The organism is Streptococcus suis (genome assembly GCF_046032535.1).
GTDB lineage: Bacteria > Bacillota > Bacilli > Lactobacillales > Streptococcaceae > Streptococcus > Streptococcus suis_AK.
The window spans coordinates 1-12964 of sequence record NZ_JARQPL010000047.1 but is presented as its reverse complement, the minus strand read 5'-3'; the positions used below and the strand labels follow the sequence as shown (position 1 = coordinate 12964).

At 45.7% G+C, this 12964-nt stretch carries 13 protein-coding genes and 2 pseudogenes; all 15 read right to left on the bottom strand.

Features of this window, described 5'->3' with window-relative positions; genetic code table 11:
- Positions 1 to 893 (bottom strand): annotated as a pseudogene (locus tag P7J58_RS10500) (hypothetical protein); the annotation flags it as partial.
- Positions 860 to 2606: pseudogene (locus P7J58_RS10495) on the bottom strand (recombinase family protein). The pseudogenes P7J58_RS10500 and P7J58_RS10495, both read right to left, overlap by 34 nt.
- Positions 2607 to 2659: 53 nt before the next feature.
- Positions 2660 to 2851 carry a hypothetical protein gene (locus tag P7J58_RS10490; protein ID WP_000503424.1) on the bottom strand — a complete coding sequence of 64 codons (192 nt, stop codon included), beginning with the start codon at positions 2849 to 2851 and terminating at the stop codon, positions 2660 to 2662.
- A 70-nt stretch (positions 2852 to 2921) separates the two neighbouring features.
- A complete protein-coding gene (locus tag P7J58_RS10485) occupies positions 2922 to 3152 on the bottom strand; it encodes a YdbC family protein (RefSeq protein WP_000659121.1) in 231 nt (76 codons plus the stop codon).
- Between the two features lie 76 nt (positions 3153 to 3228).
- Positions 3229 to 4083: a ParB/RepB/Spo0J family partition protein gene (locus P7J58_RS10480; RefSeq protein WP_000743701.1), complete on the bottom strand. Its 855-nt coding sequence runs from the start codon at positions 4081 to 4083 to the stop codon at positions 3229 to 3231.
- Positions 4084 to 4090: 7 nt separating this feature from the next.
- Complete coding sequence (mobV, locus tag P7J58_RS10475) at positions 4091 to 5056, bottom strand: MobV family relaxase (RefSeq protein ID WP_001145977.1); 966 nt, start codon at positions 5054 to 5056, stop codon at positions 4091 to 4093.
- 6 nt (positions 5057 to 5062) lie between these two features.
- On the bottom strand, positions 5063 to 5329 hold the full coding sequence (locus P7J58_RS10470) for a hypothetical protein (protein WP_162495498.1): 267 nt from the start codon (positions 5327 to 5329) through the stop codon (positions 5063 to 5065).
- Between the two features lie 245 nt (positions 5330 to 5574).
- Positions 5575 to 6606: an AAA family ATPase gene (locus P7J58_RS10465; RefSeq protein WP_001170965.1), complete on the bottom strand. Its 1032-nt coding sequence runs from the start codon at positions 6604 to 6606 to the stop codon at positions 5575 to 5577.
- Between the two features lie 153 nt (positions 6607 to 6759).
- Positions 6760 to 7233 carry a sigma factor-like helix-turn-helix DNA-binding protein gene (locus P7J58_RS10460; protein WP_029180376.1) on the bottom strand — a complete coding sequence of 158 codons (474 nt, stop codon included), beginning with the start codon at positions 7231 to 7233 and terminating at the stop codon, positions 6760 to 6762.
- A gap of 83 nt (positions 7234 to 7316) precedes the next feature.
- Complete coding sequence (locus P7J58_RS10455; protein ID WP_000323896.1) at positions 7317 to 7742, bottom strand: sigma-70 family RNA polymerase sigma factor; 426 nt, start codon at positions 7740 to 7742, stop codon at positions 7317 to 7319.
- A gap of 94 nt (positions 7743 to 7836) precedes the next feature.
- On the bottom strand, positions 7837 to 8346 hold the full coding sequence (locus tag P7J58_RS10450; RefSeq protein ID WP_000872511.1) for a sigma-70 family RNA polymerase sigma factor: 510 nt from the start codon (positions 8344 to 8346) through the stop codon (positions 7837 to 7839).
- A 489-nt stretch (positions 8347 to 8835) separates the two neighbouring features.
- Complete coding sequence (locus P7J58_RS10445) at positions 8836 to 9009, bottom strand: cysteine-rich KTR domain-containing protein (protein ID WP_011528024.1); 174 nt, start codon at positions 9007 to 9009, stop codon at positions 8836 to 8838.
- A 51-nt stretch (positions 9010 to 9060) separates the two neighbouring features.
- Entirely contained in the window at positions 9061 to 10980 is a 1920-nt protein-coding gene (gene tet(O), locus P7J58_RS10440) for a tetracycline resistance ribosomal protection protein Tet(O) (RefSeq protein WP_000691759.1), read from the bottom strand.
- Positions 10981 to 11346: 366 nt separating this feature from the next.
- Positions 11347 to 11721, bottom strand: coding sequence for a TnpV protein (locus P7J58_RS10435; protein ID WP_001140406.1), 375 nt, complete (start codon positions 11719 to 11721; stop codon positions 11347 to 11349).
- Positions 11702 to 12964 (bottom strand): SNF2-related protein (locus P7J58_RS10430; RefSeq protein ID WP_408556307.1); only part of this gene is annotated, 1263 nt, incomplete at its 5' end. The genes P7J58_RS10435 and P7J58_RS10430, both read right to left, overlap by 20 nt.

The window sequence follows — 12964 nt, the reverse complement described above, 5'->3', positions numbered from 1 at the left end:
GCATCTATCTCTTCAATCTCTGCTTCTTTTTCAACCAAGGGAGCCAAGACATCATACTTAGCCTTTACAAGCTGATATTCCTCTTCCTTGGGAAAGAGTTTCTCAACTTCTACTTTGGCTACTCGTAGCTTATCCTTTAAATCCTTTACCAGCCCTTCTGTCTTTTCTTGGTCATCTATAATATGGTCAATGGCATTACTAATTCGTTGAATGGTTCCGACGTCTGATTTCAAATCTAAGGTAACAGTATAGTGGTTGTCACCAACAATCATTAAAGAGACAGTCTCTGGCAAGGGTTCACTAGAACCACGTGTAGTCATTTTTAAATCAAATCCTCTAAAGTTGGCAAGTGTTCTGACTTCCTTGGTCTCTGAGCGGTTATAGGTGATGAGTTTACGCAGATAATCCCCTGCTTCAGCACGATTATCCATTTTCTGATTGTCAAATCGCATGACAAAATCTTGCGACTTTGTTGTCAAAGATTGGGCAATATCCTTATCATATTGACTCAACCGTTTTTCCATTATAGGGAGGTGCTTTTCGCTATAGGAAATGGTATGGCGATACTCGTCTTTGGAGCGATTAAAGGCTCGTTTTTGATTCTCTAAAACTGTCAGTTCATTTTCCAACTCCATTTTGAGTTTGAGATAAGGGTTTCCAGTTGCCAAGGCCTTAAAGTCAGAAGCCGTCATGGTTTGTTCATCAATGTCTTCAGCTGATCTCACAGGATCTTTTGAGGTCATTATCTGGGTGATATACTTTAGCTTATTCTCCTGCGTCTGCCAGAGGTAATTGTCAAAGCTCCCTTTAGTGATATAGTGATAAATATCTACCTCCTGGTGCATGTTTCCTTGTCGAATTAGTCGTCCATTTCGCTGGACAATGTCAGTCGGTCATTTTTTGCGGACAGTTCAATACATGCCCTTCGGTTCCTCTCCCTACTCCTGCGTTTGCTCTCGTTTGATTTCTCCCTCTGTATCCTCTTAGCACAAGCGGGACAATACTTTGATATTCCAGAGCTGGGGACGTATTCAACACCGCACACCGTACAATTTTTAGGCTTTAACGCCGTCCACCGCTTTGTGGGTGTGATATGTAATTCACCGACAAAGCCGATGAATTTATAGTAAATCTTGATTTCCTGCCTTACTGTCCCGTCCGCAAGTTTCTCACGTTCCGAAACAAGTATCTTGTCTATGAGTGCGTTTATGATGGTTGCGTCCAACTCTTTCAGCCCCTGATAGTTGCGGATTAGGGATAGAAAGTCCCTCACGCCCTGCGATTTCTCATAGCTGTCATTGAGCGTTTCCGTTACCTCTTTCAGCCGTGCTTCAATTTCAAGCTGCTCTTTCTGGTATTTCCCCGACATCATCTCAAAATTCCGCTCCGTGATACGCTCCATTACCTTGTCCTCATAGAGAGAGGAAAACAGCCTGTCAAGCTCCGCAAGGCGTTTGTTCAGCTTCTTCTTTTCTTTCTCTAATGATTTCGCCCTGCTCTGGTCTGTTTCCGTGAGCCGCCTTTCTATGGCTCTGACCGCCTTTTCATCATTGACCGCCATATCCGCAAAGCGGTTGATGTCGGCAAGGACGGCATTGAATAAGTCCCTCGCTTCAATGCTGTGTGCGGTACACATAACATTGCCATATCTGCCATAATTATTGCAGGTGTATTGTACGCAGTCGATGATGTCGGGGCGTTTCCTCCTGCGTGACTATCCCCTCATGGGTGTCTGGTATCACTTCCCATTCTTCGGGCAGCTTAGAGGGGCGTTTCTTGCTTTTCATGTTGGCTGCAATCCGCTTGTAGCCTGCAAGGTTGCCCGCATATATCGGGCTTCTTAAAATGCCCCTCACGCTGTTCTCGCTCCAAATATAACGGTTTTCCTCGTTATCCTCAAAGTACCGCTCATAGCCTGTTGCCCCTTGCTCCACCGCATAAGCGGCAGGGCGTAGGATATGCTGTTTGTTGATGTGCTTGCGGATTTTGGCGATGCCGTTGCCCGCTAACGCAAGGTCGAATATCTCCCTTACCACATGGGCAACTTTGTCATCTATCAGCAGATGGTTGTGGTCGGCAGGGTCTTTGACATAGCCATAAGGGGCTGTTGTTCCCATGAATTTCCCCTGCTGAAACCTCGCACGGTACGCCGATTTTATCTTGACTGACACATCGGCAGAATACATTTCGTTTAGGATGTTGCGGAAAGGCGTGATGTCCATAGCGGATTTGTTTAAGGTGTCCACGCCGTCATTGACCGCTATATACCTCACGTTATGCTCTGGGAAAAAGACTTCCAGATATAACCCACAATCAAGATAGTTCCTCCCCAGACGGGATAAATCTTTTGTAATCACGCAGTTTATCAGCCCGTTTTCAATGTCCTTAATCATATTCTGGAAACTTGGTCTTTGGAAATTTGTTCCAGAGTAGCCATCGTCAACATACGTTTTTGCTAAATGCCATCCCTGCCTTTTCACATAATCCGTGAGGATGGATTTTTGTGTCGCAATGCTCGCACTCTCGTTATCCGTGCCATCGTCCTTTGATAAGCGGCAGTAAATGCCGACTTCATAAATCTTGTTCTCCGTTCTTATTCCTGCCATACTGTAAAACCTCCATATCTGTCCTAACGTTTTCATGTTCCATTGCGTACATTCTAAGCGGACAGCCCCTCATTGTCGAAGGTGTCGCCCTCGGCAATCTTCTTCCGAATATCCTCGGAGATAATCGGGACAAACGCTTCTGCAACGGTCTGTGTGCCGATATATTCTCGACTGATAATCATTTGTACTTGCCCTTTTGGCACAATACGCTTTCTTCTTCCAGTTGTTTTCCTATCCTCGCCCATACTTAAATCTTCCTTTCCAGACAGGGCAGGAGAACGTCTGGAAACGCCCCGCCCTGTCAATCAGATACCATCAATCCCCGCTGTTTACTTCTTTCTGTAATGCTTCAAGGAGTGCCGCTGCTTCATCAGCGTTCAACGTGATACCCTTTCCGCACTTCTCACGGTTCGGGGAAAAGCTGCGGATGTCATATTTCGGCTCTCTCCCGTTCCATGAAATAAGATTGATTTCCTTTGTGTAGCCGCTGTCACTCGCAGACAATACGGCGATTTCCTTTACAATCTCATACTGGATTTCTTTCATTCCTTACCTCATTCTCCTTAAAATTCTGTCTTTCTTCTGTTCCAAATTCCTGCATTTACTTCCCGAAAAAAGAAGGTTAGCGGCTGTCCCTGCTCCGTTTTCTCTGCAACTCACGTTCCAGAAGTCGGATGATGGTTTCCTCCATCTGCTTCGGCGTTGTGTCCTTCGGAAAGTATTTTTTCAGTTTGCTTGTGTTGATTTTCAAGGTTTCTTTCTGGTTTCCCTTTTCCTCCGTCATAATGGAAAATATCATATCCATGTCAAGCTGCCCGCTCTGGCTCATGCTTTTCATCCGCTGTGCCTGTGAGAGTGAGGGCGTTGCTTCTTCGCTCTCCATCGTGGCAAAGAGATTTTCCTGCTCGTCTTTCTTCAAAAAGGACAGTTCCACCGCAGGTGTGAGGGCGATTTTCCCCTCGTCCACCATCTGCAAAATCGGCGGTATCAGTTCCGTCAGGCGGATAAAACGCTGGACGGTCATCCTGCCCACGCCGAAGCCCTGTGCCACTTTGTCGTCCGTCCGCAACTTCGTCACAACTTGTGACGAGGTTAAGTCTGTGCGGAAACCCTGCCGCTTCATGGCTTCGGATTTCATCCTGTAGGCAAACGCCCGCTCCGATGGCAGGATATTTTCACGCTGTAAATTACTGTCTACAAGGGTGATGATGGCTCGGTCACGGTCTAAGGGCAGGACAAATGCAGGCACGGTATTTATACCTGCAAGTTCGGACGCACGGACACGCCGCTGCCCCGCAATCACTTCATAACCGTTCCCGTCCTCTTTCGGGCGTGTGATTATCGGCGTGACAATGCCAAATTCCTTGATGCTTTCCGCTAACTCTGACAGCGTTTCATCCTCCACAACATGAAACGGATTGTCGGGAAACGGGTATAAATCTTTGGTCTTTAACACCTTAAAATCCTGTTTCTTCATTCACTTTTTACCTTTCTCTTGATTTGTTTCTGCCTGTTCTCTGTAATTCTTCCAACACTTCTGGCGGTATCTTTGAGAGCAGCCGCCCCATCTGCTCGTTGGTTCTCTGCAATTCAAATATCCTCTGGTTGGCTTTCTGCACCTTTAATTCCTGCTCGTACTTTTCATCACGCATACGCCCTGCATAGTCGGCTTCCTGCCCGATTTGCTCCTTTAAGCTGTCGATATACGCCTGCTGTCTGCCGATTTCCTTAGAGAATTTCTCCACTTCGGGCAGCCATGCGGCAACCAGTTCCAGAGCCTTGTCACGCTTTTTCCCTGCGTTAAAGGCGTTGATGTCGGACAGGGCAGACACGATTTCCCCATACTGCTTATCAAGCCTGCCGCCCAACTTATAGAGCCATGTGGGGACGTGTTTCCGCTTGGTTTCCATCGAAGATTGACCTCTCTCAAGCTGATTCCAACGTGAGGACATCCGCTCATGGTAGGCGGTCTGCCACTCCGACAGGCTCTTTTGATTGCCTAAAATTGTTTTGGCGGACAGCTTATTGTCTGGTGTAATCGGCACAAAGCAGAGGTGCATATGGGGCGTTCTCTCGTCCATGTGGACGACTGCGGAGAGGATATTCTGCTCCCCGACACGCTCCGAAATGAAATCCAGAGCCATCGTAAAATACGCTTTCTGTTCTTCGGGCGGTAACTGGTTCATAAATTCTGGTGAAGCCGTGATGAGCGTTTCCACCATCATCACGCTGTCTTTCCTTGTCCTGCACCCTGCTTCGGCTACCTTTCGGTTAATCTCTTTCTTATAGGTGTACTTTGGCGGTGCGACAAGATGATAGTTATTTTTAGAGCGTTCCATGTCGATATCTGGGTTGCTTTTGTAGGCTTCTTTCTTCCGCTCGTTGTGGCGTTCGCAAGCCGCAACGCCGCCCGCTTTGCGTTTCTGGAAACGCAGGATTGCATAGGGCATAATCCATCATCTTCCTTTCTTCGGCGGGTAACTGCCCTTTGGGTGACAGCGGTGACGGTGGTGACGGCAGTTTTGGGATGCCCCCTGCCGATTGCCGTAACTGTCACCCTTATCCCCTGCATGACGGTCATGACGATGGTGACGGTGTTTTTGGGATACTCCCTCGCAAGAGCTGTAACCGTCATGCCGCCGTTCTTTTATCCGAAGCCGCAAGGCGTAGGATAGCAGGGCGTAAGACCTGCCATAAGGGAGTCCAGAGGGAACGTCTGGCACACGGCTCTTTGCAGGGCAAAGTGTAGTGTGTTACACCCTGTAAACGCAGTCGGAAAAATCGGAGAGATTTTTCTGACCGCAGGGGTGATTTTACACGCCCGAAAAGGGCGGGTGAATCCCACGCCTGCATTTTGCGTTTGCGGGGTGTTCTCCCGTAGGGATGACAGCGGCAGGGTATCCTAAAATCACTGTCACTGCCGTCACCGCTGTCACCCGCAGGGCAGAGCCGCCAACTTTACATGGCTTTAAGCGTCAATGACAGTAACAGGGGGTATCCCAATATCGCTGTCACCGCCGTCACCGCTGTCACCCGCCCTCCTTGCAAGGGCAATCTGCCTGCCGTCTTTCCTGCGGCTGTACTGGTAGCAGATACGGTTCTCGCTTAAAAATGTGGTGTGATATTCATTCAGCCATTTCGTAATCACCGTGGGTATGGTTTCCGTTTCCCCCATAGCGGCTAACAGCTCCGTTGCCGTGCCTGCCCATTCTTCCTTATCCCTCATAAAATCCACCAACCGAAAAAGGACATCTGGTATCGTTTCTTTCGCAAGCTGCTCCTGCGTTTTCCTCTCCACAAGTTCCCAACTGCAATCACGGAAACGGAGCGTGTATTCCTGATAGGGCGTGTCCCTGCCCGTTACATACAGCTTGGCGGTGTCAGATGCCCGTTTCTCCTTTTCCAGAACAAAGGTAGCGTCCGCACTCCCCGTTAAGCCTGTCGTCCCAGACACCTTGTTGAACACATCGCTGTCATTCTGCTTTCGGATGTGGTGTACGACAATGACCGCCAGAGAGTGCCTGTCGGCAAAATCTTTGATTAGGGAGATGTCCCCGTAGTCGCTTGCATAGGCGTTGTCTTTTGAAGCTGTACGGACTTTCTGCAAGGTATCAATGACAATGAGCCTGCTGTCTGGATAGTCTTTCAGATAATCCTCAAGCTGCACGATAAGACCGTCTGACAGCTTGCAGCTTGCCACGGCAAAATGAAGCCGCCCGCTCGCTTCGTCCGTCAAACGGAACAGCCTGTCCTGTATGCGGCAGAACGTGTCCTCAAGGCAGAGGTAAAGCACATCGCCCTCCATTGTCGTCATGTCCCATAAGGGGATTCCCTGCGACACGCATAAGCACAGCTTCAGCATGAGCCAGCTCTTGCCTATCTTCTGTGAGCCGCAGAACAGCGACAAGCCTGTGGGGATAAGGCTGTCCACCACAAAGGACGGCTTCTCAAGCGGCTCATAAAGGAGCGTTTCGGCGTTGACTGTCTGTAACTTCTGCATGGGTTTCCTCCTTTCGGGCAGTTATCTTGTTTTTGTTGCACATAGGCGTTGACCTCCTTAAAAATAGATTTACTCCCACGAAAAAAGTGAGAGTATGTAATACCGCCAATCCCACACAAATAAAAAACAGATTTCTTTTTCGGGCGGTGTCGGTCATGGTTGGAGATATTTCCTCATTTCCGCTTTTACTTTCTTCTTTGCAACAGCAACGGATCTCTGTATTGCAGAAGCGGTGCAATGCTCCATAGCGGCGATTTGGTAAAAATTGAACTCATACTCGTAGTAGAGCAGGAAACGTCGCCTTTGTATCTCTGGCAGTCTGTCAACCGCCTTACAGAGCAGTTCCGCCCGTTCTGCTTCAATCATTTGTTCCTCAATGCTCTTAGGCAGCTTTAACGCCCGCCTGTTCAGCGTTTCGTCCCATACTTCCGAAAACTCCCTGTGCCGCTCGTCCCATTGGAGAAGATTCCTGTTCCTGCGTTCCATCTGCCGAAATTCAAAGAATAACTGCTCGGATACTTCCAGTTCGTGGTGTTCCCCCTGCCCGTCCTTAAAACTGATAAAATACCTTATACCGCTTTCCGTGGATTCCTCCCGAAGCGTGTACGCCTTAGCTTTATATGCCATCCCGTTTTCCTCCTGCCAAAAATAAGCGGGGAGATTCCACTCCCCACCCAGTAGCCCGCAGAATAATGGGATGTATTAGACGCTTACAAAATTTTCCGAAGCTTCTTCCGCAGATGGTCTAACCTCGCATAGATGGCACCAGTCGTCAAATGCACAAGTGGGGCAATCTCCTTTGTGGAATACCCCTGCATTTTCAGCAGGACGATTTTCAAGGTACGCCCGTCCACCGTGACTAATACTTGATAGAGATTTTCGCTCTCAATCTCGTCCAGTAACTCCGCAACTGTATTCACCTCCGCTTGCCGCTCCCTGTCTGCCATGTCCTCAAGGTATTCCGCAACGTCATTCGTCCATCGGTAAAACCGCCTGTTGGAATTGAAGTCTGCCCTGTCCGCTATGCGTATCTGCTCAATGGTCACTTCATCAACGCCGCACTCACGCAGCAGCTTTTCCTCCGCTTCTTTCCAGATACGCCATTTCCTGTCCTCCCGTCCGTGGTTGTATGCCATTCTTTCTTCCTCCAATCAGAATTGATTGAGAGGGCAGAGAAAAGCCCCCTCATTTTCCCAAAGGAAAAAACAAGGGGGCTGAACGCCTTAAATTTTAATTTTCTATTATCTTTCTTAGTTTTCTTAGGATTCTGGCTTTGCGTTTGTTCACAACGCTCTGGGTTATGCCTAACCTCGCCCCGACTTCACGCTCGGAAAGTCCGTCAAAAAAGATTGCCTGTATCAACTCCTGCTCACTATCCGACAACAAAGGCAGGGCGGCTTTCAGCCTGTCCACCATAACAGCATTGACAACGGTTTCCGCAATGTCCGCCGCTTCATCAGCGATAAAGTCCAGAGGATTCCCCTCGCTGTCCGTAAATCCGTCCAGAGATAGCAGGCTGTTCCTCGCATCTAATTTTTGCAGGTAACGCCACCGCTCCCTGTCACGGTAGAAGTCCGCATATTGCTCCCTTACGACTTCAAGCAGACAACCTTGGACGGGGATAAACAGCTTGTCCATATATCCCTTGTCGGCTTGCCTGCGGCGGCAGAAATCCGTATAGGACAGTTCCACATAGCCGCCGCTTTCTTTGATATATACTTTTCTTGGTGCGTATTTCACCGCTAATACCTCCAATCTGAATTTTTGAAATGTAAAAATCCAGATGGAGAGGCGGGGAGCGGCAACGCACACCAGAAACAGCCCTGCGGCACTTTCCAACAAAAAACGACAAAAGAAAAACCGCAAAGGCTCTGTGACCTTCACGGTTATGGGAAATACAAATTCTGTTGTATGGAGATTGTACTTCCACTTTCAAGGTGAGAAGTACCGCTGCACTGGCAGAAATTTTTTTAACTGGTTTCCTGCCATTCTCTGATATGCTATGTATTGATAAATTTTACTTCGTATGAGCAGATGAATAACCGCCCGAAAAAAGAACATAAAAAAATCCCTCCAAATTTAAAAACAAATTCAGAGGGTAATTTAGGGTATAACAAAATAACCCACCCGAATATCGTTTTTTTTATTTGGTGAGTTTGTTCTTTCAAATACGAAACAAAAAGAGCCGATGATTCGTGAATTGTTCCACAATTTCATCGGCTCTGCGTCTTAAGCGTCTGGCTCTTTGATGACAGTTATCTTCAAGTTGTCAACTTTAATCAAGCTTTCTTGTCTGCATTTTGGACAATAAAGGGGATAATTCTCCAAAACAGTGTCCTTCCTAATTTTATTACGGGTTTTGCTCCCACAAACAGGACACAATATCCATTCGCATTTCATCATAATTAGTCTCTAATCCTTTCAAATCTCATTTTATATGACTTTTGCAAGCTGTTAAGCTAACTTGTGGAACATATGCCGAACCTTATCTATACGGCTATTCGGGCGGCGGGGTTGGCAAATAAATTTACCAATAGCTGGCTGGTATCCTTTTAACTCTGTCAAGCAGACTCCCTGCCCATTTGTGAAATAAGTTAAATCGTTCCTGTATTCTTGAATACATCTGGCAGGGATTTCTCCTTTCAGAATGACCTCGTCATTCTTTACCTGAGTACTTACAATATCTGCACAATACCTTGGGGCATCATGATACGCCCGTGAGAGATATTCCTGCGGTGCATAAATTTCAAAGTGGAGATATGGCTCTAATAGTTCTGTCCCTGCTTTTTTTAAAGCCTGCTCCAATACGATAGGGGAAAGCAGCCGAAAGTCTGCGGGGGTACTTACAGGACTATAATACAATCCATATTCAAAACAGATTTTACAGTCTGTCACTTTCCATCCATACAGCCCCTGCTCGCAGCCATAAAGAACCCCCTCCATAACCGCATTTTGGAACGATTGGTTTAAATATCCAAGTGAAACTCTGCTTTCATACTGCACTCCGCTTCCAATAGGGAGCGGCTCTATGGACAACCCGACAGAAGCCCAGAAAGGATTTGGCGGGACTTCTATGTGGATGGTATATTCTGCTTTTCTAAGCGGTCTTTCCATATATATAACAGTAGGTTCTTTTATTTCTGCCTCCACATGGTATTTTTCCTCAAGGATGGCACAAATGACTTCCATCTGCACATTCCCCAAAAAAGAAAGTATAATCTCATGCGTTGTAGTATCCACATAATATTTTAAAAGAGGGTCGCCATCTGAAATTTCTGTAAGTGCCCCAAGCAATATTTCCCGCTGTTCAGATTTCTTTACTGCAATCGTTGTTTGGAGCATAGGGAGAGGATTTTCAATAAATTTTCTCTGCGGCAACAGCATTTCGTTCCCCAAAATACTGTTTAGCTGCAAAACATCATTTGGTAAAATTACAATATCACCAGAGCAGGCTGTATCGGATGAATATAATTCACCGTTTGTCGGAACACACATCTCTGTGATTTTTATTTTCTCTTTTTCAGATATTTTAATAACATCCCTCAAATGCAATGTTCCGCTATATATACGCACATAAACAAAACGCCGCCTTTTCTCTGAATATTCAATCTTAAAAACCTGCCCGCATAGTTCAGATTGACCTTCAGGCGTTGATGAATAAAACTTACTGGCAATCACTTCTATAAGCTGCCGAATCCCCAGATTGTTTTTAGCACTTCCGTGATAAACGGGAAATAACGTTCCGTTTTGGAATCTCCTGTTTTCTTCCTGTTCCAGTTCTGACATTTTAAACGGTTTCCCTGACATATATTTCTCTAATAGTTCATCGTTTCCCATAATTACCGCATCCCACTGTTCCATATCGTCATTGTCCGTTACATTTATATGGGGATGCTGCCCAACCTTTTGCTTCACTATAATTTCCGAAGAAAGCTTTGCTTTCATTTCTTGATATACCATTGGCAAATCAATCCCCTCTTGGTCAATTTTATTGATGAAAAAAATTGTCGGAATCTTCATTGTCTGTAGTGCATGAAACAGTATACGGGTCTGTGCCTGTATGCCATCCTTTGCAGAAACTAATAATACTGCTCCGTCTAATACGGATAAAGAACGGTATACTTCCGCCAAAAAATCCATATGGCCTGGCGTATCTATAATGTTGACTTTTACATCCTCCCACTGAAAAGATGTCACTGCTGTCTGGATAGTGATTCCCCTTTGACGCTCCAAATTCATTGTATCTGTCCTTGTTGTGCCTTTATCTACGCTCCCTGGTTCTGCAATTGCACCACTGGTATACAATAAACTCTCCGTTAATGTTGTCTTTCCTGCGTCAACGTGAGCCAGAATGCCTAAGTTAATTATTTTCATGTGATTTTCCTCCTATCAACACCCAAAAAAGGGCATAAAAATACCCAGTGATAAATACTCCTATCACTGGGTAAATAACTCCAATAGCCCCAAAACACTTATATGTTTTCGGGCATATAAAATTACATGATAAAAGTATTCTTAAACTGGGTACAAAAAACTAAGCCCCATATTAAAAGTGAAACGGGACTGCTACTTTTTGTTCCCACTATCAAATTGACAGTTTATTTAAGAATACCTTGCCGCATATTTATCAACTCCTTGTATAATACTGAATCTAATTATATTCCTTAACCCTTTATTTGTCAAGCTGACAAACTAAAGCAGAAAAAGCGGCAGGATTTCCCCCTGCCACTAATCATCTGTTTATGCAAAAATAATTTCCTTTTCCACAATCTCCCTCGCACAAGCCCTTATGTTATTGAGGCATCCTGTCCATTCTAAGGCGTTTTCTGCCTTTAGCTGTTCCGTTATGCCCTGTGCCTGTTTCATACCCTCTATGAGCCTTTCAAAGCGTTCCTGTGCCTGTCTGTCAATGTCGGCAAGGTAAGCGTTAAGTCTGCCGCTTGTAAGAAGATTGGTGTATGTAACTTTGCAGTGATGCTTCAGATAATCCAAATGCCGCTGTCCCCAGATGCCTATCGGCTGTTCTTCTTCGGCGGGTACAGTTAAGCACGGTATTAAATAATCGCCTTGCCTTTCGTATTTGCCGCCCATTTCCTCAAAAATTGTCTTTGCCATTGTCTGTTACCTCCACATTCTTTTTTATTTTGAATGTCCGCAAAATCCGTCCTACATCAGAGGGACGCCAGGGAACGTCTAAATGATGAACAGCTTTCATACGTGATTGGACGTTTAATCCTGTTCCACCTTTTTCAGTAGAAGCCATGAGAATCCGTACTTCCCCACTATTGACCTTGCGTGACAGAGAATTTTTCTTATCATCGGTATTGGCGTCATGGACAAAGGCAATTGCTTCTCTGTGAATCCCTCGGTCAACTAAGAGGTCTTTCAATTCATTGTAAACATCAAAGCCCTCTTCCTTATTCTTAGGCGTTCCAATATCTGAGAAAATCATCTGGGTAGCCTTATCAAGCTCGCCCTCACGGTAAATCCGTTCCACGTTATCCACCACTTGCATAATCTTCTGATTGTCAGATAGGGTATAGGCTGGATCAATAAGACGCATATCAATGGCTAGTTTTCTGGCTTCCCCAGTGATTTTTAACATGTTATCCTCACTAGGGTCAACGCTGCCAGACTTGATAGCGTCTGAACGGTCAACCAACTCTTCAAGATAATATTTCTGAGCTTCTGTGAGTTCACTCTCTACCGCAATGACTTTAGCTTCAGGAACAGGTAAATCAAGCATATCTGAGGTCTGAATATCAGCTGTTTCCTTATAAATCCGCATGAGTTCAGGCAGGTTCACAAACTTCTTAAAGCGTTTCTTAGGTTGGTACTTGTCTCCTGTTGGGGCAAGTTCCATAGAATTCTCAATATTCCCAAAAGCTCCCACCCATGAGTCAAAGTTTGAGACTTGATAGCGTTCTAAGACATCTGGTTGGATATAACTCATCATGGTATAGAGTTCACTAATAGAGTTAGAGACTGGTGTTCCTGTCGCAAAGACCACATTACGATAGTCGTGTTCTCCTTGAACCTGTCTCACTTTCATCTCCATATCTACATTCTTTTTGGAGGTAGTATTGGTAATCCCTGCCACATTCCCAAGTCCAGTAATTGGACGGATATTCTTGAAGTGATGAGCCTCATCCACAAAGAGAAAATCAATGCCAAGATTTTCAAATTCAATAAAGGTATCTCGCTCTAGTTTTTGAAGTTCTTCCAACTGGTGCTCCAATCCCTTAATCGAACGCTCTGCTTCTTTCACCGTATAATCACTATCACTTCCTAGCTTGATTTCTCTGAGTTGCTCGAGTTTGTCATTGATATAGGCGACCTGTTTTTCACGACTCATCGG

What these genes read in the sequence shown, in the direction of transcription:
- P7J58_RS10490 (WP_000503424.1), bottom strand. Translation starts at nt 2,851, where the DNA reads ATGGGCGAGGATAGGAAAACAACTGGAAGAAGAAAGCGTATTGTGCCA.
- P7J58_RS10485 (WP_000659121.1), bottom strand. Translation starts at nt 3,152, where the DNA reads ATGAAAGAAATCCAGTATGAGATTGTAAAGGAAATCGCCGTATTGTCT.
- P7J58_RS10480 (WP_000743701.1), bottom strand. Translation starts at nt 4,083, where the DNA reads ATGAAGAAACAGGATTTTAAGGTGTTAAAGACCAAAGATTTATACCCG.
- mobV (WP_001145977.1), bottom strand. Translation starts at nt 5,056, where the DNA reads ATGCCCTATGCAATCCTGCGTTTCCAGAAACGCAAAGCGGGCGGCGTT.
- P7J58_RS10465 (WP_001170965.1), bottom strand. Translation starts at nt 6,606, where the DNA reads ATGCAGAAGTTACAGACAGTCAACGCCGAAACGCTCCTTTATGAGCCG.
- P7J58_RS10460 (WP_029180376.1), bottom strand. Translation starts at nt 7,233, where the DNA reads ATGGCATATAAAGCTAAGGCGTACACGCTTCGGGAGGAATCCACGGAA.
- P7J58_RS10455 (WP_000323896.1), bottom strand. Translation starts at nt 7,742, where the DNA reads ATGGCATACAACCACGGACGGGAGGACAGGAAATGGCGTATCTGGAAA.
- P7J58_RS10445 (WP_011528024.1), bottom strand. Translation starts at nt 9,009, where the DNA reads ATGATGAAATGCGAATGGATATTGTGTCCTGTTTGTGGGAGCAAAACC.
- P7J58_RS10435 (WP_001140406.1), bottom strand. Translation starts at nt 11,721, where the DNA reads ATGGCAAAGACAATTTTTGAGGAAATGGGCGGCAAATACGAAAGGCAA.